The organism is Sporolactobacillus sp. CQH2019 (assembly GCF_028765345.1).
Classification (GTDB): Bacteria; Bacillota; Bacilli; order Bacillales; family Sporolactobacillaceae; genus Sporolactobacillus.
Window position 1 is genome coordinate 172241 of sequence record NZ_JARAJZ010000010.1, and the last position, 24733, is coordinate 196973.

Genomic DNA, 24733 nt, shown 5'->3' on the forward strand with positions numbered 1-24733 from the left:
CATTGGATACGACGGAGGCCTTTCTATGCTGATTATGTTTAAAGTAAAAAATTACATGTCTTTTAAGAACGATGTCATCCTCGATATGCGGGCGACTTCGTACAAACAACACCCAGGCCATGTTTTAAATATTTCACCGAATCTTAAGCTGTTGAAAACGGTTGCCGTTTATGGTGCTAATGCCTCGGGAAAATCCAATCTGATTTCAGCGCTGTTCTTTTTTGAACAATACATTTTTGAACAATTCATTAATAGCCAGGAAAATGAGAAAGTTGATTTTGCAGAAAAAAAATTAAAAGTAAAGATGGAACCGTTTCTTTTGGCTGATAAAATAAATGCTGCTTCTGAATTTGACATTATTTTCTGCCACAATGGAAAACGGATTCAATATGGGTTTGAATGCACCTCAAAGGAAGTACTGGAAGAATGGTATTACATTAATGACAAGAAAGTATTTGAAAGAAAAAAGGATAAGCTTACGTTCGGAAAAAGTTATGAAAAAATGTTGAATATTTATTCACGGGTACCCTCTGAACGACTGTATCTTTCAGTGCTCGATTACTTTTTGGAAAAACAGGAGAAAGAGCGAGTTCTTAAAGATTTTATTGACTTTTTTATGAATGAATACAATGTCTATTTAGAAATCTTATTTGAAGCAAGTGTAAAAAAGGTTGCCGGTGTGGTTCGTTTAAATAAAAAGTTAGTGAATAGTCCTGAATTCAGAGCGAAAGTAGAAAACTACCTGAGAAAAATTGATGTCGGCATCCGCGGGCTTGATGTTCAGACAAAAACGATTCTGGATGAGAACAGTGGAAAAGAAAAAAAGGAAAAAGTGATTAAAACCATTCATAACGTTTTTAACGAGGAAGGACAGATTGTCGGAAGGCGGTGCTTTGATTTGCTTCAGGAATCGACCGGTACCCTTCGCTTCCTTTCCTATATACAGAATGTCATAGAAATGACAGAACAAGGCGGTGTATTTATAGTAGATGAAATGTCCGCCCGTCTACATCCGTTATTAACAAAACTCATTGTTGATATTTATCAATCCGGTCAGAATACAAAGGCCCAGTTAATTTTTACAACGCATGATATTTCATTAATGAATAAAGAACAATTTCGAAGAGATGAAATATTTTTTGTAGAAAAAAATGAGAAAGGTGAATCTTCACTTCATGCTTTATCTGATTTAAAAAATGTCCGTGAAGATGCGGCTTTTAATAAAGCATATTTACAGGGAAAATACGGCGGAATTCCTGTATTTCATTATGATGAAATCTTAGGCGGTGAAAGAGATGGGAAGAACTCGACTTTCTCGGGAACGTCTGACTGAAATAAAGAGGGTAAACATCGGACGCATTATCATTTTTTGTGAAGGGGTGACCGAAAAGCTATATCTGGATTATTTTGCGAAGATTATTAATGGAAATAAATTCACTGATATTCGTATTGAGACGCAGTCGGCTGATGGTAACTCAAGGACCGTCTATAAATATGCTGAGGAATTTTTAGAAGAAGAAGAGCATAATCGAGAATACAGTAATTATCAAAAATATCTTGTTTTCGATTGTGATGATCCACCGGACATCCAGCAGGTTATTTTAGATATGCAAGGATCAGACAAGGGTTATTCGCTTATAGTATCAAACTTGTTATTCGAGCTATGGTTACTCATGCATTTTGAAAGCATCCAGGAAAGAATGGGAAAGAAGGCTATTTATGAACGTCTGAGTGATCATTTAAATGAGAAATATAAAAAGGCGGATTCAGGTATCATTCGAGAAATTATCAATAATGGAAATCTAGAGGATGCCATAAAAAATGGCGATCAATTGGCAAAAAAGTATCGCAGAATGAAGAAGAGAATATATACAAATATCGAAGAAATGAATCCATATACAAATATTTATACCCTCATTGAACAGTTTTTAGCAGAGATGTCTTGAGATGATACTCTGTATTATTTGGTCGCCAATAATTTAAGCCACACAAATCTCAGCGAGACCGAACCCAGGCACCGACACTTATGCTCTCTCTTGAAACATCGGTGTTTTTGTTGTCAAGAAACAAAAACGATCCGCTTCATATCCTCACCGGATGCTGAGACAGATCATTCATCTAAAGACTTTGTAAAGCACTGATTCCGCTCAATGCAGATATTGCCTGACTTAAGCGGTTGTGTGTAGTTGTAATCCTGTTTAGACAGCATTTATTTTACGTATTTTCATTATTATCACACACATTGATCAGAGGAAAAGGCCGAAATTTTACTGCTTTTCTTTTACAAGCCGTTCCATGGCAGGAATATCGGCCGGTGCCCACTTTAATGAATCCAAGTTTTCTCTTTTTAACCATAGGAGCTTTGAATGTTCATGAGTTTCAGGGAATCCGGACGACAGCCTGCATTTAATAGCCGTAAGATCAATTGAAAAGGTTTCATAGTCATAGTGGCTTTTATAGAATGGTTTTTCGGCGCTGATGGTACATTTAAGTTCTTCATTGATTTCCCGTTCGATGGCCTGAGCGGGATTTTCGCCCTTTTGAATCTTGCCGCCCGGAAATTCCCAGTGATTAGGTATCGACATAGTCGGCGAACGCAGGGCGCATAATATTTCGCGGTTCTCGTTTTCGATAATTGCCGCGACAACTGAAAGTGTTTTCCTCATCATTATCACCTCGAAGTATAGGATACACGTTTGATTATACCGCATTTTTCAGCTCTTCTATCTGCATTCGATCGTCAATGAAGCCTATCGCGCAACCAGTCCGAGTTATTTTAAGGTGCTGGATTAACTTTAGTCTGTTTTTTACTCGGCATGACGGCAGCGCCCTGAACGGTGCAATCATCCTGGATTCCCGCATCTCCACACTATGATTTGTCAAAAGTGGTTGGAAAAAATGATTTTACAGGCGTTTTTGAGTTTTCTCATTGCCTCCTCGCCTAGTGACGTATACAGTTACATCACTAGGCGAGGTTCTGCCCGACAGAAAATATGTTGCCGATGAAATACGAATATAAGTATAAAATTTAATAACATTGTTCGCATTTAAGACTATAATCAATTGGGAATATGAATTTGCAACCTCTTTTATGGCTATTCCTAAAAGAACCTTGTTTCGTCGGCAGACTCATAGTGATGTATAACGGGAATCTAGGAATCATGGCGACATTTTTGGCCTGCTTGACAATAACATTGCTGTTGAGGTCCGGCTCATCCGTTCCTTTTTCCGAAAACGAAAAAGGGAAGTGCTATGCATCAAAGCGGTAACCGGCACCCCAGACTGTGATGATATACTGCGGATTTGACGGATCGGTTTCGATTTTTTCTCTGAGTATATGGACCGTGACAGTTGTCAGATCGCCCATGGAATCAAGGCCCCAGATTCGCTCAAATAAGTGTTCCTTGCTGAAGATATGATTTGGATGCATGACAATGAAGAGAAGCAGATCAAATTCCTTGGCTGTCAGCTCGATTTCCTTTCCGTTAACGTAAGCTTGCCGGGAATCCTTATTTATTTTCAGGCCGCGTACACTGATCGTGTGCGTTTGTTTTCTGCCCTGACAGCCTTTCATATCTGGCCAGATAAGCCTTCACTCGGGCTATGAGTTCTCCCGGGCTGAACGGCTTGACGATGTAGTCATCGGCACCGAGACTGAAACCGCGGATTTTTATCGATGTCTTCTTTCCTGGTCGTAACTAAGATGATCGGGATTTCTCCCGTTTTTCGGATCGTCCTGCATGTTTCAAAACCGTTCGTCTCCGGCAGCATCAAATCGAGGATGAGCAATTGATAGTCCCCGTCCAATGCGCTCGTCAGACCGCCGTCTCCCGTTGTTTCAATGTCTGTTTCGAATCCGTTGATTTCCAGATAGTCCCGTTTCATTGCGGATCCCCTTTTTGAATCTGGTCTTTCTTGATCATGAAACAGATTCTTGTCCCTTCGTCGACGGTACTTTCCGCCCATACTTTCCCGCCATGATCTTCCACAATCCGTCTGACGATGGCAAGGCCGGGTCCGCTTCTGCCTGTTCCGCTGTTTCGGGCCGGGTCCGCCCGGTAAAAACAGTCGAAAATAAACGGAAGCGCCTCTTTTGATATGCCTGAACCATTGTCCTCAATCACGACTTTGGCATCATCCTCGGTTTCGCTGAGATCTATCTGAATTTTTTCTGCTTTTTATGGTTGTATTTTACACTGTTTCCGCTCATATTGCTGACTGCTCGTTTTAGTTTTTCCCTGCCCGCCCATACCGAATAGTCTCCGTTCCCTGTGTGAAGAGCCAGAGAGACACCCTGCCTTTCAAGATCAAATCGTATCTCTTCAGTCAGGTCTGATAAAAATGCCTTCAGATCCAGCTGTTCAAAGTGATAGGGCAGGCGATTCATGTCCAGTTTCGAATACAGGGACAGCTCATCGATCAGCCGATCCATATCGATCGATTTTTTGTAGATCGTCGTAAAATAGCGTTCCATCTTCTCGGGCGAATTGGCTACTCCGTCGCGGAATCCCTTGACATAGCCTTTAATAGAGGTGATCGGAGTTTTTAAATCATGTGAGATGCTGGCGATTAATTTGCTCCGATTTTCCTCATACCGGATCTGCGGTTCAATAGAACTTTTTAATTGACGCCGCATTATTTCAAAGCTCCGGGAAAGTTTGCCCAGTTCATCATGTGTGCCCGAATTAATATGAAAGCCGAGATTCCCTCCTCCGATTTCTCAGCTGCACGCATTAATGTGTTCACAGGTCTGATGATGCTTCCCGATACAAAATAAGTCAGCATTCCATTGGTTATAATTAATATTAGGAGAAGGACAGGGAGCAGGATCGGGAGACGATGAAGGACGGTCCGCCTGCTTCCTGCATATTTCGGACAATAAACAATGTTGCAGCAGTTCCGTCCGGATAATAAAAATCGCAGGACAGGACGCGAAAAGGGCGGTGGTTTATCCATATACCCTCACGGATTCGTCGTTTCCGAGCCAAAGGCGGTAAGACGATTCAGAGAGTTGAAAATGATAAAAGCAATGATTAGAAAGAACAGAGAACCGAACAGCGGGAATGGAAAAAATACTGTGTGATACATATCGGTCACCCCTAAACATTTATTTGAACTTATCTTCACATAAAAGAATAAACCGGACGCCTTAACGGCCGCTAAAATAGATATTAAATAATTCTTAAATCGTGCCTCTGTACGGGTTTTTCGTTTGTGGCGCCGATCGAAATCGTTGGAAAACAGAGCCGGTGCACGCACGCTAACAGTTCGTGCCGGTTCCCGGGAGAGCAATAAGATCGGAATGCTTATCGGAGAAGAGATTTTTATCTCCGAGCCGTTCGCACCATCTTCAGGAAAGGAGGAAAAACAGGTGCCCGAACGCCAGGTACTTAATCTTTCCCGGCTTTCATTCTCAGAAGCTGATGCCTCTCCTTTGTTTTTCTAAAAATGTAATAACGAGGCAATGACCGGGAGAGGAAAAAAGAATGGGTAATTTCTCGCTCTTTAACCGTTTACGAACATTTAATTTATTACTGCTTTATATCAATTTTACTCTGGTATTGTACGCTCTTGTTAGTATTTTATGAATTGTCTATTAAACGGCTGATATTATTCTGACATATTCACAGCGTCATTGTTAATTCCTAATCATCCTTGTACAAACCATGTTTTCTCATTTTTCCTTTTTCATTTGTTAAGTGGAAAACGGAACTGTACTTATCCGGGGGAGTTCAGAGCCCATCTGGAAGATCCGGATTCGATCGGAAATTCTTCCGGATTGAGTGCTCACTACTATATACTGAGGAGTGAATTGAAACGTTATGAATGTCAGAGGAGCGGCAAAAAGAATGATTATTCTTTCCCTCGTCGTCGCGATGTTTTTCAGCGGGACCTTAATAACCGATGCAACGGCACCGAGAACAACATCGAATGAGATGACTGCTCCCTATTTAATGATTACCGAACTCAAAACGGCTAATGGGCAAGGCGGAAAGTTCATTGAAATTTATAACAACAGCAATGAAGAGATCAATTTATCCAACTATGTGCTCACGATCCGGCCGAAAAGCGTAACGGATCAAACGAGTTCAATCCCCTTTCCCGAAGATTCAATTATAAAAGCGGGCGCAGTCAAAATATTAAGCGGGACCAATACCGATTACAAGAAAATAAATCAGATTTATGGGACACGTTTATCTAAGGATGACGTCGTTCCAATGATAACGGCTGATGCCTTGAACGCAAGGGGTTTTTCCATCTCGAAAACAGATACTCATGAAACGGTTGTTGCTGCAGCCAGTGCTAATACAGCGCAGGGACAATCGGTTGCGTACCATTATACGAATCAAAAAGATAATGGGGGGGCTCCGCTTATGTCTGTCTGGAAGGACCAGCAAAAAGCTACGCCCGGTACTGTCGATCCTGGGCAAATTCCTTCAGCGAAAACGAATCTTCCTGAATCCCTATTGATGCCTGTCCTGCAAATGACTTCGGTTCACTCCGTTTCTCCGGCGAATGCGCAATTCGAAGCGATGGTGTCCAGAGAAGCCGCCTCAGATCATGCCGCCCCACTGAAACTGACCGTGTACTATCGTACTCAGCAGGGCACGCCCTATCAAAGCCAGGCGGTGACTCTCGTAAACGAAACCGGCAGTCCGTATAATCCTTTGGGCACTTATAAATATTCAGCCACTCTGAAAAAAGATGTTGTCAGCGATGCCGCTCAGGTAGAATATTACGCAGTGGCGAGTGACGGAACGCATACGGTAAGAGCGCCTTCGGGAGAGGCCGCCTATAAAGCAAAAGTCATCAATGCAAATCTTATTGCACCGGCAACGAAAGCTGTTGCGGCTGCGTCGGGAACGGGCATACCAAAGCTGAATGCTTCAAATGGTACCGCACCTTATCTCATGATTACTGAGGCTGAAATAAATAATACGGCCGGGAAAAAGTTCGTCGAGATCTACAATAACAGTCCGTCAGATATCAATCTCTCCGATTATGAACTGCGTTACTGGTGCGGCAGTGCGACGCGCGGTTACAACGCCATGCCGTTTCCAAAGGGAACAATCATCAAGTCGGGAGGTTTTAAGATCCTGTCTGATCCTAATGCGGATTATGCGAAACTGAATCAATTTTACGGTTCGCATTTGACAGTGAATGATGTAATACCCATGGTCAGTGCCGGACTGGCGTTTAATAACAGAGGATTCGCCATAGCCAGAACCGGTACCGGCGATGTGGTGGTTACCTCGGTATATTCCGGCGGCGATGCGGTAAACGGGCAATCGGTGATGTTTAACTATGCTGGTGGGAAAGATGCGCTCGGAAACCTGATGCTGTCGCACTGGAAGGAGAAACAGACGCCGACACCGGGTATTGTGGATCCGCAACAGATCCCCCAGGCGAAAACAGATCTTCCGGATTCTCTGTTTTTCCCGAAAATTGAGTTCACGCCGAGTCCATATATCAAACCGGCAGATACTGCATTAACGGCAACTGTTTCAAAAATCGCTGCTGCGGGCAATAGCCGGCCATTGAAAGTAACGATGTTTTATCGCACCCGGTCCTATGCATCTTACAGCAGTCAGACGATGAATCTCTCAAGCACTGACACGGGCACGTCCGACCCTCTTTCACCTCAAGAATATACGGCAACACTGAAAAAAGATGTGTTAAGCCATGCCTCACAGATTGAATACTATATTGAAGCAAGCGACGGGACACATCTTTCGAGATCTCCATCAGGGCAGAATACTTATAAGACCGGAATTGTCGTCAATGAAAAACCGGCGGTCAGCGACCTGATGATTATGGAGCTCGTTCCGCGGAGCAAGGATAACAAATACAGCTATATCGAACTCTATAATAATTCAAACAGGGATATTAACTTAAAGTACTACAGGATCATTGATCAGGAACGGAATGGAACCAGTCACAGGTGGGATATCAGCCAGGACAAAATCATTAAATCCAAATCCACAATGATTGTCTGGGTTAAATCGAGTGCCTCCTGGAATGAGGGAATTGATAAATTTAATGCTGCCTATGGCACACATCTCACCCATTCCCAGATCGTCACTTTGGCGGCACCCGAAACAATGTATGATGCACAACAGGAAGAAAGACGGATCTTAATCGCGACCGACAGCGGGGATATTAATAACAGAAGGCAGGGACCGGCTGACGGCGTCAGTTCGGCTGCATGGTACGGCGTCAAACAGCCGGAAGCCTTATTGGGCAGAAGTATTATCTACAGAGCCCCGTTTGACGGCACGAACCGGATGCTGGAACTCAATTATAATCAAGATCCGACGCCCGGCACATTGCTGCCTGAACAGATTCCGGGTAATACAATGGCACTGGTAAATGATACGGCTGCACCGGCAATTTTTCACCGTCCCTTTGCCGGGGCACAGAATTCTAGTCATTTGGCAAGTTTACAATTTCGGGCACAAGTAACCGACCATCAAGCTGTCAAACAGGTTTTACTTCACTATAAAGCCAACGATGCAGCGAATTACCAGATAGTCAACATGATTTTAGCTTCAGATATGAACGCCGGCCTTCCTGCCGGCACATACATCAACGATGCATCGTTAGCTGCCAATCAGCTGGTAGGTGCGAATTCCGTGGATTACTATTTTACCGCCTCTGATGGGTACAATGTGACAAAGAGTAAGAATTATATAATGAATTTTCAAGAAGACACAAGAAAACCGCTGGGATTCAATCTTCAAGATAATCAGGCCTTCGCAGCAAACTCTGCGATTCCCGGTCTGCTGATTACGGAAGTAGAAGTGAACAACAGCAGGGGGCAGAAATTTGTAGAGATTTACAATGCGAGTCATGCCGATATCGATCTGTCCAAATATGAACTCCGTTATTGGTGGGGAAGCGCCGCGAGCAGCTATAATTCAATGCCGCTGCCGCAAAATACCCTCATAAAATCGGGGGGTGTTAAGGTCCTGAGCGACTCCAATGCGGACTATCAGAAGTTTAATCAGCTGTATGGGACGAACCTGAATGCAGCGGATGTCCTTCCGGTTATTACTGCCGGCTTTGCCTACAGCAACAGAGGCGTTGCCATCGCAAGGACCGATACGAACCAGGCTATTTCAACCGCGGCTTTCAGCGGTACCGACGCAGTTGCCGGAAAATCGCTGATGTATCATTATGCCCTTGAAAAAGATTCAACCGGTGTTCCATTGATGTCGCACTGGAAAGAGCAGCAAATCCCGACACCGGGCGCTGTAACACCTGAGCAAGTGCCTAAGGCAATTGTACCGATTATTGCGAACGGTACAGGGGACGTTTCCAATCCGGTTACGATCAAGATTGACGGAAAAGCCGTTGATGCACTCCCCAAAGCAAGGCAGAATGCGTATATTTCCCTTGAACTGGATGGGACCCATGTAAGTGCACAGAATCGCCTGTCTGTTAACGGTTATGATTTAGGCTCTCTGGGGAGCCGTAGCAATTACACGCCGTTTATGATGCCGATCCCTGTAAATTATTTAAAGCCGGGTACCAATACAATCAGAATTACAAGCGGAACAAACGATTCGCCGATCGATATTGCCGGAGACCATGATGACTTTACCCTCCAGAATCCTTTCGCCATTTTGCCTGATGGCAAGAATGTAAATTTTACCGATGCAAAGGTTAAAATCGGTCCTGATGCGGCGACCTATGAAAATGTCGATCCGGAGGCTAAGATCAGCCTGGGAGACGGGAGCGGTAAAAATCCGGCAACGGCCAGAAGATGGCTGGATATGACCTTAACGATCCCGGAAGCACTTTTTGTTGATAAAATGTACAACCTGGATCTTACATCGTTAAGCGATGGAATCCATTTGATCTCTGTTTCTTCAGCGAACGGCCGGAGCAACTCAATCAGGATCACTGTTGATAACTCGGCACCGATCATCAATAATATTTCAGTTAAGGAGGGCACCCTCTATAACGGAAATGTATCGTTTAATGCCGATATAAAAGATGACGTTTCAGGTATAGGCAAAGAGGAAGCTTCACTTGACGGAATTCCAATTAAACCGGGAACGACGAAAAAGAGCAGTGGGCTGTCGGAGGGCGGCCACATATTTCTGGTCACCGCCACCGACAAGGCAGGGAATACAACAAGTAAAGCAGTACATTTTACAACTGCAAAAAATAAAATCACAATCGGAAATCTGTCTCAGCCGGCAGATGGAGCAGAAGGCGTCGGTCAATCGGCCAAGCTAAGTGTTTCCGTCAGCTCAAATGCAAAAATACCGATGAATGTAACCTATTACAAGGCTTATCAATATGACTTTTCGAACAGCAGTAACATTAGCGGTTACACCCATTCGCTTAGCAGAGAGATTCCGTCACAGTTGAATCCGGCCGGAGAAACGAAGATAGGCAATGCTGCCCGGAACAATTTGAAAGCCGTTGATGGCAGATATCTCTCCAACAGCTCGACGGATAAATTTCCATATCAGCGCTTTGATTTTCGGGTCGCAAAAGATCTGAAAGCGAATGATTCGGTTGAGGTTCAATGGAGGGGCCATACGCTGAATGGCAGAAATATTATTCTTTATGCATGGAATTATAAAACTGAAAGCTGGCAGGAGCAGGCAAGAGGAAGCGGGTCGAAAGATTTTAATTTAATAGCAAAGGTCAGCGCCGGAGATATGGTGAAAAACGGCATTGTCCATGTACTGATCGAAGATCCGATTGCGCAGGCAGCGGCAGCGCAGACAACGGATCCTGCATTCACGTTTGCCTGGTTTTCCGATCCGCAATATTATGCCGAAAGCTACCCGGATATTTATTCTTCGATTGTCAACTATATTACCGGTCCCGCCAGACAGCAGAAGAATATTGTCTATACAATGAACACCGGCGATTTAGTCGATGAGTATAACCTTCCTTATCAATGGGCAACAGTGGACCAGAGTTTTAAAGTTCTTGAAAATGCCGGTATGCCTTATGGTGTGTTAGCCGGCAATCATGATGTCAATCATCAGAACGTGAATTACACCGATTTCTGGAAGTATTTCGGAGGGGACAGGGTAGCCAGGCAAACCGTTTTCGGAGGGGATTACCAGAATAATCGTGATCATTACGACCTTGTTTCGGTCGGCGGCTATGATTTTATTATCTTATACCTCGGATGGGATGTCGAACAGGATTCGATCGACTGGGCAAATAAGATTCTGAAACAGTATCCTGACAGATATGCCATCGTAGCAGCGCATGAATATCTTTCAACGGATGGAAAGTCCTACTCAGGAGACGGACAAAAGATCTGGAAAAATATCGTAGATCCGAATTCAAACGTATTCCTGGTTTTATGCGGCCACCTGCATGGTGTTGCCTACAACCAGGTTACTGCTTCAGACGGCCGCAAAGTTTCACAGATGCTGGCGGATTACCAGGATGCGCGTGAAGGCGGAAGCGGGTATATGAGATTCCTGCAGTTCGATATGGCTCAAAAGAAAATTCATGTGCAAACCTATTCTCCTTATTTAAACAGTGACCACTACTTTGATCCCGGTCAGGAGAATTTTGATATTGATATTTCAGGAATACTGAAATCACCTGAAAAGTCGGTCAATACGGACTATGTCGGACTCAATGTCTACACAAACCAGAAGATCGCAAGTATAAACAATGCAGCCGATGGAGCCCGGGCGGAAGTTCAGTGGAACGGTCTTCAAGGCAGCAGCCGTTATTCCTGGTATGCAAAAGCAGAAGACGCCAATGGAAATATTGCCTATTCAGGCATTCAGAGTTTTGTTACAACAGCTGCTCCGAAATCGGAGAATCCGGTTCCGGCTGCGGAAAAGGCTGTTGCGAAAGCAGAACGAAGCCATGCGCAAATCGATGTTGACGAAGCTCTTGTTCTAGTCGAAATTTTGCCTGAAGGTGAAGCAAAAACTGCTATGATGAAACGGCTTAGCGCCGTTCAGGTCCTAATTGATGAAAAACGGAGCCATTGAATCGGCAACCTCGGCTGTAAAGACAGCAGAAACAAGCCGGGCCCAGGTAAATGTTGATGCCGCCCGGATACTTGTCTGACAGCCGGAATAAATCGGAATTGATGAAACGGCTGGACGCAATTAAGGTTAAAACAGAGAATAACCAATCACAGAATCCGGTTTCCAAAATCAACAATGCCGGCGGGAACCGTACAAATCAGACGATGGGTAACACGGGCAATAATAATTCTGATCAGTAACTCGATTAAAAATACGTCGTCTCTGCCGATTACCGGCGACGGACGAAACTTCTGGACGATCACACCCGGCGGTTTTCTGATAGTGATTGCGGTCGCCGTGCAGAGAAGAAGGGTCCATTAATCAATCAAATCGTTTCACGAAAAAGATAGGAAAATTTTTGAGCCCTGTTTCCAGCGTCGCAGATAAAAGTTTTGCGGCGCTTTTATGATCTGCCCGCGGATAAGAAAACCGGGAGGGCGGATCTTTAAAGCTGAATCGGATAGGTACTTTTCTATCATGCGCTATCAGTAGAGCAGATTCTTGTTTTTCTCACTTTTAAAGTTCGATTTTAGATTCTTCCGGACTTATGCCTTTCTTAACGCGGAGAGGAAATGGAGTGCATGTAACGCTTTGATAGGTAGTGGAGGATGGACGAATTTGCCCGACCTGAAGTTTCCCGTTTTCTGTCCAATTTTGCCGGCGGACTGACGCTTCATAGTATAATAAAGAAAATAGGTATCCTCTCAACCCATGTATCCAATCGGGCCGCGGCGCAAAAACGTCATCGATTCTTCCGGAAAGCGATCGGTTGGCACGGGTGCATGGGCGGCAGCCTATTCCTTTGAAGATTCACGTGAACGGCGGTTTATTCCTCTGAAAAAGAGGGATATCTTGCGCGGACAGGCGTTATCTGGCGGAAACGTCTGATTTTTCTCCGGTCCGCCGGGATTCCTGCAAATCGTGGCCAAAACAGTAAAAAAAACAAAATAGAAAGTAACGAGCTGTCCGGGCCGCCCGAAGCAGCAGGTGCCGGGCGCGTAACGGCCGTAATGCGCGGAAAATCGACAGCAAGCGGATTGGAATCAATGAGCGTGAATAATCAGAACAGAAAAATGGTCTCTGATTGATGGATCAACCGCTGCATCGGTTTACTCCTGACGGGGCGATATTCCGCCGGAACAGGGCGAATCGAAGCCAATTTAGGGTGATAGCTCGCTGTTTCAGGGCGATTCGTTCTTTTTTCGGGGCGATAAACTCCTGATGGAGTGATGCTTTGCCGGAACAGGGCGAATCGAGGCCAATTCAGGGCGATAGCTCGCTGTTTCAGGGCGATTCGTTCTTTTTTCGGGGCGATAAACTCTTGAGAGGGTGATACTTCGCCGGAACAGGGCGAATCGCGACCAATTTAGGGCGATAGCTCGCTGTTTCAGGGCGATTCGTTCTTTTTTCGGGGCGATAAACTCTTGAGAGGGCGATACTCCGCCGGAACAGGGTGAATCGAGGCCAATTTAGGGCGATAGGTCATTGCTTTAGGGCGATTCGTTCTTTTTTCGGGGCGATAAACTCTTGAGAGGGCGATACTCCGCCGGAACAGGGCGAATCGAAGCCAATTTAGGGCGATAGCTCGCTGTTTCAGGGCGATTCGTTCTTTTTTCGGGGCGATAAACTCTTGAGAGGGCGATACTCCGCCGGAGCAGGGTGAATCGAAGCCAATTTAGGGCGATAGCTCGCTGCTTTCGGGTGATTCATTCTTTTTTCGGGGCGATAAACTCTTGAGAGGGCGATACTCCGCCGGAGTAGGGCGAATCGCGACCAATTTAGGGCGATAGGTCGCTGTTTTGGGGCGATTTTTCGGGACGAGGATTACCGGACCGATACTGGTCGGCGGCCTGACTGTATGGATTGGATTTCAGTCCCATTATCGACCGTTAGTAGCTGTTTATCGGTCGTCTCGTCCGGTTTAACGACCGTGACAATGAGTTTATCGACCCTCGCTGAAGTTTATGGATCGCGGAAACGCTCTCCGTCTTTCGAGAGATTGACGGTCTCAGGAAAAGTCGATCATCATTTGACAACCCGGCAGGAAAATGAGCTGAAGAGATACTCATAATAAGAATATGAGTTATCGCCTTGAGTTTATTGTGGAGGCTACGCTTTGCCGTGAACGGATGATCGACGCTTTTGAAGCCATCCATTTCCTCGAAGGGCGATATTCTTTCAGCCGATAAGTTCTCGAGAGCAGCTGATCTTTCGGGCACAACGATTGATAAACTAACGGCAGCAGTTGATTTAACAGGCGACAGACGCGGCGGACGGTTAATCATAAACCGGCCGTCAGCTGGGATCGATATAGCGGCAGCGGCAAATGAGCAAAGGGATTCAAATTGTGCAGATAATGCTGAATTGACCTGTTCCACCATATGATATCAACATAGGGAGCGCTCGCTTTGAACTTAAAAGATTTTGAGGATGAAATCGATCCGATTATTCTGGAACGCGGTATGGATTATTATGATTCGGGAAATGTGGGGCGGATAGTAGAACGGATAGAGGAAGGAAAGCCTGATCATTATACTGTTTTGGTTTCCGGAGGCTCGGATTATACGGTCGATGTTATGCTGGACAAAAACAACGAGATTGTCGAAACGTCCTGCGACTGTCCGTACGACTGGGGCCCGTACTGCAAACATCAGGCAGCAGCTTTTTACGCACTCAGAAACAGTCTGGCCGGCGATCGGAGAAAACCTGAGCCGCACAAACATAAAAGAAAACCTCAATCTGATCTGTATGAGGAATTAAATCTGCTTTCGAAAGAAGAGCTGCTTTCGATTATTATCGACCTGGCCAATGAAAATGAGGATATCAAGGAAAGACTGCTCTATCAGCATACTCAGGAGGAAACACTTCTTCGGGAAAGCCGCAAACTTGTTGCCGGCTCTATCCGGCGGGCTGAAGGAAGGAACGGTTTTATTGAATGGAACCGCGCAGATCAGGCGCTTGAGGGTGCCGAAATGGTTCTCGGACAGGTTCAAAGTCAGCTGGAAAATGGAAAAGGCGAGCTGGCTGCTTCATTGTGCCTGATCGTACTCCCGCAAGTGGTGGACATGCTGCAGTACTGCGATGACTCGGATGGCGGACCGGGAGCGGTCATCAATCAGAGCCTGAATATGCTGGCTGAAGCCGTTTCCTCTGCCGAACAGAGCAGCCAGTCCGTGAAAAGGGCTATTTTTAATAAAATTATGAATGAGCTGCAGAACGAGCGGTATGACGGTTGGTCCGATTGGCGCAACCAAATGCTTGATGCACTGATTCCCCTGTGCCGCACCGGCAGTCTGAGGAAGAAGTGGGAAGAAGCGGTTGACCATCTGATTGCGGTGCCGCAAACGGATTCATGGAGTTTACATTATGAGAGGGAGAGACTGCTCTATCTCAAGCTGAAATTGATGGAATTTCTTGAAGAAAAGCAGGATGCCCGTCAATTTCTCTATCAACATATCCGGCTGGCCTCTTTCAGAGAGCGGGCGATCCGGCTGGCGGTCAGCCGCGATGACTGGAAAGAAGTGCTGAGGCTGTGCAAGGATGGCGAAAAGTCGGACAGGAAAGACAGTCCGGAATATGTTGAGAAATGGATGAGATACAGGCTGCAGGCATACGAGCATCTCGGAAATACAAACGGTGAAAAAGAACTGATGCTCCGCTTTTTATACGCAGGAGACTACAGCTATTATGAAATACTTGCCGGTTTATATTCGGCGGAGGAATGGGGCAAAGTCTCAGAAGAAATTATCGCTCATTTCGAGCAGAGTTCCCATCTGCCGGCGGCCTATGTCAAGATCCTGATTCATGAGAAGAGGTATGAGAGGCTGCTTGATTATTGTAAAAACCGTCCGTATGAAATTAAAACGCTGTACGTATATCTGGCCAAACCCTATCCTAACGAGGTCGAGAAGATCTTTGCAGCGTACATCGAAAATGAGGCGGAAACCAGCCGCAACCGCAGCCAGTACCGTCAGGTTTGCTCTATAATCAGAACATTTAAGAAGGCATGCGGAAACCAGGCGGCCGGTGTCTTAATCGGGAGATTGAAACAGCAGTATGCCCGCCGTCCGGCTTTTGTCGATGAACTGAACAAAGTCGGATAAATGTGTTTTTTTCATACTCAGCACATCCGGAACATTCGCAGCGTGTGCCACCGGAAGAATAAAAGCAAAAAAGCATCTCATTGTCAAAAAATTGATTGATGAGGTGTTTTCTTTTTGATAGTGAAGGATGTCAAAATATAGAAGGGCAGATCGGAAAGAGTTGATTTCTCAATCTCCATTTTTGTTTTAATTTAAGTGAATGCTAACGAACATTAATTAAAGTAAGGGAGATTTTATCGATAAGCATCCATGACTCTATCGTCCTTGACCCTGTAAAAATAGATTGATTTTATTCTGAAGGTACTTTGATTTTAGGCAGTTAAATTATCAAAGGTAATTTGACAGGGCACTCTATGTGCATAAACAGTAAAAGAATTGAATCCGCATTTAATGGCTAACGTTTTGGCTAAATCGACATGATTTCCTATTTTATCAGAAGTATGTGAATCTGAACCGATTGTTAATAATGTACCGCCTAATTCCTTATAAAGACAAAGAATATTCGTAGAAGGCATTGTTTCGTGAAGTTTTTCAAAGGTTGAAGTATTGATCTCAATTCCTATTTTCCGTTCTATGGAAATTTTAAGTATCTCTCTGATTATTTGATAATAGCTTGTGAAATCAGCATTAGAAAATGGTTCATTGCTATATCGCTTGACTAGATCAAAATGAGACAGGATATCTATGTCGGCATGCTGAATCATTTTTAACATCTCTTGAAAGTAAGCGCAATATCCTTTCTTTTTTCCGCTTCTTTTTAGTAGTGTTCTCAATTTAACGTTATTGACATTGTGAACAGATCCAAGAATAAAATCTAGGTTTTTATCAGCCAGTTCATTTTTGTATTCATTTGAAAACAAATGGGGTTCGCATATTTCGAGCCCCTTTTTAATTATGAGAAATTGTGAATATTTTTTCCTATTTGTATCTATATTTTTCTGATATTTTTTCCAGTTCATATATCCAAATGTGGGTGCCTTTGGGTTCAATGAAAAGTGTTCAGTGAAACAGATTTCTTTCAGATATCTTAACACGGCTGTTTCGCATGTGTGCATCATTTCTGCTTTTGAATCAAATGAGTTGTTCGTGTGGATATGATAATCAAAAGAAAACACGGCAGCCCCTCCAATGAGCTAATCATTTTAATTCAATTATTGCACACATTATGGGACAGGAAATGTATCAATTTTTCTGTTAACTTACTGAACAATTTTGGAATTTATTCAGTCTGCCAACGAATGTTACGATATTTTTGTAGAGGATAACCAAAGGGAGAAGTGGTTCAAATGATTATTCTAACTTCTCGACAGGCTCATTTACTGAAACTGTTAAATGCTGAGGAAGATTACCGAACGACATCCTACTTTGCGAAACAAATGGGTGTCTCAGGAAGAACCGTTCATTCTGACCTGCTTATAATAGAGGATTACTTAGCGACGAAGCGTAATGTAATTATTGAGAAAAAAAGAGGTACTGGCATTCGGCTAGATGGCAACCAGAATGAGAAGCTGAAACTTATAGCTGCCATTTCAAGCGAAAACTGTGTGAACGTGGGATCAACGCGGGAGAGAAGAGAAAGTATTATTGCGCGTTTATTAAGAAATGAAAGCGCAACCAATTTCAGGAAGCTCGCAGAACATTTTTATGTAGGAATTAGTTCGATTACAAACGATATGCAGAAAGTGGAACATTGGCTTTCTCGTTTTGGACTCATTTTGAATAAAAACAATCATGGTACTTCCATTTCAGGGACTGAGTCATCTATTCGAAAGGCTTTAGCATCACTAATACAGGAAAAAATTAATCGTATAACAGATTCTGTTGAATTAGGCAAAAATGTCGGGACTGAGAAAAAGAAACAGATTATCAACATAATAACCCTTTTTTTGGCTAAAGATAGCCTGGATCAGGCCGAAAAAATGATTTATTTTATTGAAAAGGAATTGAACTGTCATTTTAATAATATCTATTATGTTAATATGATAATTTATGTCGCCATAATGATAGAACGTCAGGCAAAAGGAAAATATTTAAGGCAGAATGCTGCTGAAGAACATTTAATAAATAATCTGCACATTTTAAAGACATATATTGTGGCCAAAGAAACATTGATAAAGTTTTGCAAGTTAACAGAAAGCGATGCGTTAGAAGGCGAAGTTCAATATCTAAATCATTGCATTATGGGTTCAGGAATCGATGAGGATATAGGCAAGGAAAATATTAGAAAATATGCTCCAGAAGTCCAACAACTGGCTCGGAAACTGTGCTTACTTGCCAGCGATGCCCTGAAAGTCGACTTTGACGGTGACTCTATCCTTTACAAAGGATTATTAGTCCATCTGGGACCAATGCTTAATCGAATGAAATATGGAATCGTTATCAGAAATCCACTTTTGAAACAAATTAAGGAACAGTACTCCGCAATGTTTGGATTAGCAACCTTTTTGGGTACTTTTATTGAGAATGAGACCAACTTAAAAATAAACGAGAATGAAATTGGTTTTCTCATGGTTCATTTTCAGGCGGCATTGGAAAGAAATGGGGCGACTACAAAAATTATCATTGTATGTCCGGGAGGAATTGGTACTTCTGAGTTAATTGCAAATCGAGTGAGGAGGTTGATGCCGAATTTGGACATATTCGGAGTTTACTCGATCAGAGACATAGGTCATGCAAATATTGACGATATTGATTTTATTGTTTCTACTGTGCCATTAAAAAATATGAGAAAGCCTAGCATCATTGTCTCGCCAATGATGGGGATATCAGATGTAAAAGCGATTAATAATTTTTATTTGGAATATATGTTCAAAAATAAAAAAGCAATTTCATATTTTAATCATTTATCTGCTGTAGTAAAAGATGAGTTTATATTTCCAAAACTAAATATTGATGATAAAAACGATCTAATAGATTTTATTACTAAAAGAATAGAAGATAAGGGCTTTGTTTCTTCAAAATTTGCTGATTCAGTAAAAGAACGCGAGAGAATTTCGACAACTGATTTAGGAAACGGCGTTGCTATTCCCCATGGTCAGGGCAGATATGTGAATCAGTCGGTAATTGCCATTGCCACGTTATCCATTCCTATTGACTGGGGAAAAAATAAAGTATCGGTCGTCATTCTCATTGCGATGCGTATCAATGACAAAAAAGAAACGAAATCCATTATGGGAGATCTATATAACCTTTTTGATTCCGAAAGTATTTTAGAAAGAATTGTTAAGGCAAATTCAAAAGCAAAAATAAGAAATATACTTGGAAAATAAATAATTTTCTAAGAAAATCGATGTGAGATGAATGGCCTTGTATTCTGTATTAATATTTTTATCACAAACTGTTAAATCTTCTGTTTTGATGACACGAAAAGTGAGGCCACAAATTACTTTAGCGGAGGGGGGGCAGTTGATCGGAAAAGACTGCTCCCCCTCTATCTTCACGTACGCATCTCATTCCCCTCTTCATTTTCGCTTCTTATTTTGCTTTAACTGATTGAAATTTGCCTGAGCGATGGATGGGACAACGGCATGTCAGTGTCAAAAGCGCTGCCTTCATTTTCCCTTTACTGAAAAGCTAATCTGCTTACCAAATTCCGGATCCGTGGATCTATTAAGCTTTCAGATCGTGCCAAGATTTCCGTTACGCTCTTGAAATGACTTGATATTTACGCAAGTGCATACGCTCCCTATACTTTGAAGTGTAAGAAGTATTCCATGAAGAACTTGGCCAAAGTTCTCGATTTGCTTAATTTATAATCAATACTCTAGTTGGACTGACTCTCATCATGAATTCCGGTATTAAAAGAAAGGAGAGACTAGAAATAAAGAATCTGATTGATTCGATACATTAATTTTGGAAAATAAATTAATTAAAAATTTATCTGACATTTATTAAAACCAAATGAGAGGCGGTTCAAATGCTAATTGACAAAAACATGGTTCTGACAAATGTTCATGCAGACAACGAAATTGATTTAATTACTATTTTAGCACAGCGTGCCTTTGAGATGGGCTATCTTTCAAATGTAAATGAGTATATATCTGCTGTATTAAAGCGAGAGAAGGAATTTTCAACAGCATTCGGTTATGGTGTGGCTATTCCCCATGGTGAAACAGAGGTAGTAAAATCTTCATTCTTAGGATTTTGTAAGCCTTTTCGCGAGGTCTTATGGGGGACAAATAAAACTCCAGTTTCTATGGTATTCATGATTGGTGTCCCAAAGAAGCAAAAATCAACTTTACATCTAAAAATATTGGCTGATCTTAGCAGACATCTTCTTGATTCGGAATTCAGAGATCAGATCAGTAAAAGCAAAACGGCTGCTGACATTTACAATCTCCTTATATCAATAGAGAAAGGAATAAAAATACCTTAAAAAGTTGAGGAGGGTTTTGCAATGATATCCGTGCTAAAAAATATGAAAACCCATTTAATGACCGGTGTGTCTTACATGATTCCATTTGTAGTAGCCGGTGGTGTTTTACTGGCACTTTCTGTGATGCTTTCTGGAAAAACAGCTGTTCCTGCTCATGGTATTCTAGGCAATATTGCCACAATTGGCAATGCAGGAATGGCCCTCTACGTTCCTATTCTAGGGGGATTCATTGCTTATTCTATGGCTGAAAAGCCTGCGATTGGTCCAGGCATGATTTCTGCATTTCTTGCTTACCAGACAAAAGGCGGTTTCTTGGGTGGAATGATTGCCGGTATTGTTGCTGGCATCGTTGTTTATTATTTGAAAAAAATTAAAGGACCAAAACATGTTGGTCAGGTAATGCCTATCTTTATTATTCCATTATTAGGCTCTCTAATCTCAGGAATGATTATATTACTGCTTCTTGCGAATCCCATCGCGTCTTTTATGGCTATTCTTAACCATTGGCTGTTAGGAATGCAAGGTGGGTCAAAGATTCTGTTAGCAATTATTCTGGGCGGGATGATTGCCTTTGATATGGGCGGCCCGTTCAATAAAACCGCGTTTTTCTTTGCTGTAGCAGTTATGACAACTTATCCGCAACTGATGGCGGTCGTTGCGGTGGCTGATTGTACACCGCCGCTTGGTTTAGCCATTGCAACGTTTATCGCAAAGAAAAAATTTAATCAGGAAGAAATTGAAGCAGGTAAAGCTGCACTGATTATGGGCTGCATTGGGATTACTGAGGGGGCTATTCCTTTTGCAGCTGCCGATCCAATAAGAGTAATACCGTCGATCATGATTGGCAGTGCTTCCGCCGGTGTAACGTCAATACTTCTGAATGCTACAAATCATGCACCTTGGGGCGGATTGATTGTTCTGCCTGTGACGGGCAATTGGCTGGGTTATTTCTTTGCGGCTATTGTAGGCACAGTGGTCACTACACTTTGCATCATTTTGGTTAAGCGACCTGTAAATCTAAAGGAGAAGAAAGAGAAGGCAATTAAAGAAGACGATCTGGAATTGAATTTTTAATATGATATTTTCCAAAGGGAGGTTACCAATATGTATGTTGTAGGTGTTTCCGCATGTCCGACGGGGGTTGCCCATACCTATCTGGCTGCAGAGGCCTTAACTAAGGCATTCAAGGCAAAAAATCATCAGGTTAAAATTGAAACTCAAGGTGCAAGTGGAATTGAAAACGAAATTACTCCGGAGGATGTAGAAAAAGCTGATTTTGTAATTCTAACAAAAGATATAGCAATTAAAGGGGAAAAACGATTTGAAGGTAAAAAAATTGTCAGAGTGATGTCAGGTGTAGCCATTCAGAAGGCGAACGGAATCGTTAAAAAACTTGAAGAAATCCAGAACAATCAAAATAAATAAGGGATGGATGCAATAATGACAAAATTGATGACAAAAATGCCAATAAAAACAATGGTTCATAATCTGATAAAACTTTCAAAAAAGGGACAAGGCGCGACTCTTATAGGTATTGGTCCGATGTCGTCACGTGTACTGAAAGCGAGTTTTGAGTTGGCAAGGGACAAAGATTTTCCGCTCCTTTTTATTGCAAGCCGCAATCAAGTCGATGCGGATGAATTGGGCGGAGGATATGTCAACGGGTGGAATCAAAGGACGTTTATAAAGGCAATTCGTGATATTGCAGAAAAAACAAATTTCGATGGTCTCTATTATGTATGCCGGGATCATGGAGGCCCTTGGCAAAGAGATAAGGAACGTAATGATCATCTTCCGGAGAAAGAAGCTATGGAACTTGGGGAAAAGTCCTATTTGGAAGACATCAAAGCTGGATTCGATTTATTGATGCTTGATCCGACAAAAGATCCATTTGTTATTGGAAAGGTCATTCCACTGGATCGAGCTTTGCAATTAACAGTAGATCTATATCAATATTGTGAAGATAAGCGTAAAGAACTTAGACTACCTCCTGTTGGGTATGAAGTTGGGACAGAGGAAACGAATGGAGGATTAACTACTCCGGAAACCTATGTGGAATTTCTTGACGAATTAGAGAATGAACTAAAGAAGCGTCACTTACCGCTGCCGACATTTATGGTTGGTCAAACGGGGACGTTAACTCGTTATACAGAGCAGGTTGGAAAGTTTGATTTCAAAAATGCTCATTCTTTAGCACAACTTGCCAATAAATATGATATTGGCCTAAAAGAACATAATGGAGATTATATGAATGATTTTCAGTTGCTGCAACATATCCCGGCCCAAATTGCTGCAACGAATGTGGCTCCGCAATTTGGCACTGAAGAAACCCGTGCCTATCTCATACTTGCAGATGTGGAGAAAGAACTGAAGAAACAGGGAGTCATTCAAGGTCCTGTATCGAATACGAAAGCCGTTCTCCAGGAACATGCGATTGATTGTCAGCGCTGGCGCAAATGGATGGAGGGCGATCAGAGAAATATTTCTGTGGAAGCAGTGAAATCCGATCCGGAGCTTTCAGCGAAAATTCTTGACAATGCCGGACATTATACCTTTAATGACGCAGAGGTAAAGCAGGAAATCAATAAAATGCTTGCTAATTTATCTTGCGCTCACATTGACGGTGATCGTTTCATCGTGGATCGGATTAAAAGATCAATTAATCAATTTGTCGAAGCATATAACTTAACGGGAGTTACGTCACGGATAAAAAATTATCAGGATTAAATCTTATGTCTATAGGAATTCATGCAATGAAATGAGCGTGAATTCCTATATATTATTGGTTGGTGATTTTATGAAAATTGTAATCGATTCTGATTATGCAGAATTTGATCCATATTATAAGAAGATGTGGATTCATGATTGAAAAGAAAGAGTTTCGGCGCTTGTTTCGTAATCCGGCTCATGAGAAAAATACTTTCTCATTCACGAACGATCAGTCTGATTGACAAATGGACATTGATAAGTGTCAAGTCATTCTTCAAGTGAAATATTATTTTAAAGATAAAGAAGTGCCAGGGCATTTGGTGATGGATTATAAAAAGGAGCGATCAACAGATGAGCCATTTAAATGTTAAGGTGAAGATTTATGCGGATGGGGCCGTCATCAGCGATATGCTGGCCGCTTACCGGACCGGTTTTGTCTCCGGATTCACAACCAACCCGAGTTTAATGAAGAAAGCCGGCGTGACGGACTATGTCGCATTCGCCGCGAAAGTGGTCCGGGCGATCCCGGATCTCCCGCTTTCCTTCGAAGTGTTCGCCGATGACTTCGCAACGATGGAGAAAGAAGCGGAAAAAATCCATGCACTGGGGAAAAACGTCTTCATCAAAATCCCGATTACGAATACGAAGGGCGAATCGTCCGTGCCGCTGATTCAGAAGCTGGAGGACCAAGGCTATTCGCTCAACGTCACGGCGATCTTCACGACGAAACAGGTGGAAGAGACGGTCGCGGCGCTCAATCCGGACGTTGAAAATATTGTCTCCGTCTTTGCCGGGCGGATCGCCGACTCGGGGGCGGACCCGATTCCTTATATGAAGAAAGCCGTCGGGATCTGCCGGACGAAAAAGGGAGCGAAGCTGCTTTGGGCCAGCACTCGGGAAGTGTTCAACGTCTATGAGGCCGACCGGCTCGGGGTGGACATCATCACCTGCCCGCCCGCCGTCATTGAAAAGCTGAAGAGGGTCGGCAAGACGCCGGAGCAGTTATCGCTGGACACGGTGATCGGCTTTAATCAGGATATTAAGAAACTGGGTTTTTCCATTTTAACGGAATGAACGCCCGCCGAATGGGCCGGTAAAACGGGCTACGGGACGTGAACTTCGTTTTTGCACGATAAACGGTCATGATGGATGGACAGGCCGTTTGTCGGAAAGGGTCCACCCGACGACTGATGGACGACTGTTTAAAGGAGATGCAGATGTATGACCACACAGATTGAACAATTATCCATTGATACGATTCGCACGCTGTCGATCGACGCGATCGAGAAAGCAAACTCCGGCCATCCGGGGCTGCCGATGGGGGCGGCGCCGATGGCCTATACCCTTTGGGCGAAAGTGATGAACCATAATCCGGCGCATCCGAACTGGTTCAACCGCGACCGCTTCGTCCTGTCGGCGGGCCACGGCTCGATGCTGCTCTACAGCCTGCTGCACCTGTTCGGCTACGGGCTGCCGCTTGAGGAACTGAAGCAGTTCCGCCAGTGGGGCAGCCGGACGCC

16 protein-coding genes and 1 pseudogene are annotated in these 24733 nt (G+C 43.3%); 12 read left to right on the plus strand and 5 right to left on the minus strand.

Annotated features, from left to right (window positions below; all coding sequences use genetic code 11):
* The first annotated feature begins 25 nt into the window (after positions 1 to 25).
* Both OYT88_RS14900 and OYT88_RS14905 read left to right on the plus strand, forming a co-directional pair.
* The gene (locus OYT88_RS14900; RefSeq protein ID WP_274401139.1) at positions 26 to 1333 is read left to right on the plus strand and encodes an AAA family ATPase; all 1308 of its coding nucleotides are present in this window, start codon (positions 26 to 28) and stop codon (positions 1331 to 1333) included.
* The gene (locus tag OYT88_RS14905) at positions 1296 to 1946 is read left to right on the plus strand and encodes an RloB family protein (RefSeq protein ID WP_274401140.1); all 651 of its coding nucleotides are present in this window, start codon (positions 1296 to 1298) and stop codon (positions 1944 to 1946) included. The genes OYT88_RS14900 and OYT88_RS14905 overlap by 38 nt, the downstream gene beginning before the upstream one ends.
* A 321-nt stretch (positions 1947 to 2267) precedes the next feature.
* Here OYT88_RS14905 and OYT88_RS14910 read toward each other — a convergent pair whose 3' ends face one another.
* From OYT88_RS14910 to OYT88_RS14925, 4 genes and pseudogenes are all read right to left on the minus strand, one after another.
* Positions 2268 to 2666, minus strand: a complete 399-nt coding sequence (locus OYT88_RS14910; protein ID WP_274401141.1) for a (deoxy)nucleoside triphosphate pyrophosphohydrolase — start codon at positions 2664 to 2666, stop codon at positions 2268 to 2270.
* A gap of 584 nt (positions 2667 to 3250) precedes the next feature.
* Positions 3251 to 3885: pseudogene (locus OYT88_RS14915) on the minus strand (response regulator transcription factor).
* Positions 3882 to 4124 carry an ATP-binding protein gene (locus tag OYT88_RS14920; RefSeq protein WP_274401142.1) on the minus strand — a complete coding sequence of 81 codons (243 nt, stop codon included), beginning with the start codon at positions 4122 to 4124 and terminating at the stop codon, positions 3882 to 3884. The pseudogene OYT88_RS14915 and the gene OYT88_RS14920 overlap by 4 nt, the downstream one beginning before the upstream one ends.
* A 32-nt stretch (positions 4125 to 4156) precedes the next feature.
* Positions 4157 to 4636 carry a sensor histidine kinase gene (locus tag OYT88_RS14925; RefSeq protein WP_274401143.1) on the minus strand — a complete coding sequence of 160 codons (480 nt, stop codon included), beginning with the start codon at positions 4634 to 4636 and terminating at the stop codon, positions 4157 to 4159.
* A 1186-nt stretch (positions 4637 to 5822) separates the two neighbouring features.
* Here OYT88_RS14925 and OYT88_RS14930 point away from each other — a divergent pair.
* The 3 genes from OYT88_RS14930 (at position 5823) to OYT88_RS14940 (ending at position 16129) form a co-directional block, all read left to right on the plus strand.
* Positions 5823 to 11987 carry a lamin tail domain-containing protein gene (locus OYT88_RS14930; protein ID WP_274401144.1) on the plus strand — a complete coding sequence of 2055 codons (6165 nt, stop codon included), beginning with the start codon at positions 5823 to 5825 and terminating at the stop codon, positions 11985 to 11987.
* A 1897-nt stretch (positions 11988 to 13884) separates the two neighbouring features.
* Positions 13885 to 14097, plus strand: coding sequence for a hypothetical protein (locus OYT88_RS14935; RefSeq protein ID WP_274401145.1), 213 nt, complete (start codon positions 13885 to 13887; stop codon positions 14095 to 14097).
* 337 nt (positions 14098 to 14434) lie between these two features.
* Complete coding sequence (locus OYT88_RS14940; RefSeq protein WP_274401146.1) at positions 14435 to 16129, plus strand: SWIM zinc finger family protein; 1695 nt, start codon at positions 14435 to 14437, stop codon at positions 16127 to 16129.
* Positions 16130 to 16440: 311 nt separating this feature from the next.
* On the opposite strand, the gene OYT88_RS14945 is transcribed toward OYT88_RS14940, so the two are convergent.
* A complete protein-coding gene (locus OYT88_RS14945) occupies positions 16441 to 17244 on the minus strand; it encodes a histidinol-phosphatase HisJ family protein (RefSeq protein ID WP_274401147.1) in 804 nt (267 codons plus the stop codon).
* Positions 17245 to 17415: 171 nt separating this feature from the next.
* Here OYT88_RS14945 and OYT88_RS14950 point away from each other — a divergent pair, with 171 nt between their 5' ends.
* The 7 genes from OYT88_RS14950 to OYT88_RS14980 form a co-directional block, all read left to right on the plus strand.
* Positions 17416 to 19398: a BglG family transcription antiterminator gene (locus tag OYT88_RS14950; protein ID WP_274401148.1), complete on the plus strand. Its 1983-nt coding sequence runs from the start codon at positions 17416 to 17418 to the stop codon at positions 19396 to 19398.
* Positions 19399 to 20045: 647 nt separating this feature from the next.
* Positions 20046 to 20504, plus strand: coding sequence for a PTS sugar transporter subunit IIA (locus tag OYT88_RS14955; protein WP_274401149.1), 459 nt, complete (start codon positions 20046 to 20048; stop codon positions 20502 to 20504).
* Between the two features lie 21 nt (positions 20505 to 20525).
* Complete coding sequence (locus OYT88_RS14960; RefSeq protein WP_274401150.1) at positions 20526 to 21578, plus strand: PTS fructose transporter subunit EIIC; 1053 nt, start codon at positions 20526 to 20528, stop codon at positions 21576 to 21578.
* 30 nt (positions 21579 to 21608) lie between these two features.
* Complete coding sequence (locus tag OYT88_RS14965) at positions 21609 to 21929, plus strand: PTS fructose transporter subunit IIB (protein ID WP_274401151.1); 321 nt, start codon at positions 21609 to 21611, stop codon at positions 21927 to 21929.
* 15 nt (positions 21930 to 21944) lie between these two features.
* Positions 21945 to 23231, plus strand: coding sequence for a class II D-tagatose-bisphosphate aldolase non-catalytic subunit (locus tag OYT88_RS14970; protein ID WP_274401152.1), 1287 nt, complete (start codon positions 21945 to 21947; stop codon positions 23229 to 23231).
* A gap of 333 nt (positions 23232 to 23564) precedes the next feature.
* Positions 23565 to 24287 (plus strand): transaldolase, encoded by a 723-nt coding sequence (locus OYT88_RS14975; RefSeq protein WP_274401153.1) that lies wholly within the window; start codon positions 23565 to 23567, stop codon positions 24285 to 24287.
* Positions 24288 to 24434: 147 nt separating this feature from the next.
* Positions 24435 to 24733: thiamine pyrophosphate-binding protein (locus OYT88_RS14980; RefSeq protein ID WP_527194298.1), on the plus strand; the 299-nt coding region annotated here is incomplete at its 3' end.

Bases quoted from the DNA above. Each gene is read 5' to 3' on its own strand.
- OYT88_RS14975 (WP_274401153.1), top strand. From the start codon at position 23,565: ATGAGCCATTTAAATGTTAAGGTGAAGATTTATGCGGATGGGGCCGTC.
- OYT88_RS14925 (WP_274401143.1), bottom strand. From the start codon at position 4,636: ATGCGGCGTCAATTAAAAAGTTCTATTGAACCGCAGATCCGGTATGAG.
- OYT88_RS14905 (WP_274401140.1), top strand. From the start codon at position 1,296: ATGGGAAGAACTCGACTTTCTCGGGAACGTCTGACTGAAATAAAGAGG.
- OYT88_RS14910 (WP_274401141.1), bottom strand. From the start codon at position 2,666: ATGAGGAAAACACTTTCAGTTGTCGCGGCAATTATCGAAAACGAGAAC.
- OYT88_RS14970 (WP_274401152.1), top strand. From the start codon at position 21,945: ATGACAAAATTGATGACAAAAATGCCAATAAAAACAATGGTTCATAAT.
- OYT88_RS14900 (WP_274401139.1), top strand. From the start codon at position 26: ATGCTGATTATGTTTAAAGTAAAAAATTACATGTCTTTTAAGAACGAT.
- OYT88_RS14935 (WP_274401145.1), top strand. From the start codon at position 13,885: ATGGATTGGATTTCAGTCCCATTATCGACCGTTAGTAGCTGTTTATCG.
- OYT88_RS14960 (WP_274401150.1), top strand. From the start codon at position 20,526: ATGATATCCGTGCTAAAAAATATGAAAACCCATTTAATGACCGGTGTG.
- OYT88_RS14950 (WP_274401148.1), top strand. From the start codon at position 17,416: ATGATTATTCTAACTTCTCGACAGGCTCATTTACTGAAACTGTTAAAT.
- OYT88_RS14965 (WP_274401151.1), top strand. From the start codon at position 21,609: ATGTATGTTGTAGGTGTTTCCGCATGTCCGACGGGGGTTGCCCATACC.
- OYT88_RS14955 (WP_274401149.1), top strand. From the start codon at position 20,046: ATGCTAATTGACAAAAACATGGTTCTGACAAATGTTCATGCAGACAAC.
- OYT88_RS14930 (WP_274401144.1), top strand. From the start codon at position 5,823: ATGAATGTCAGAGGAGCGGCAAAAAGAATGATTATTCTTTCCCTCGTC.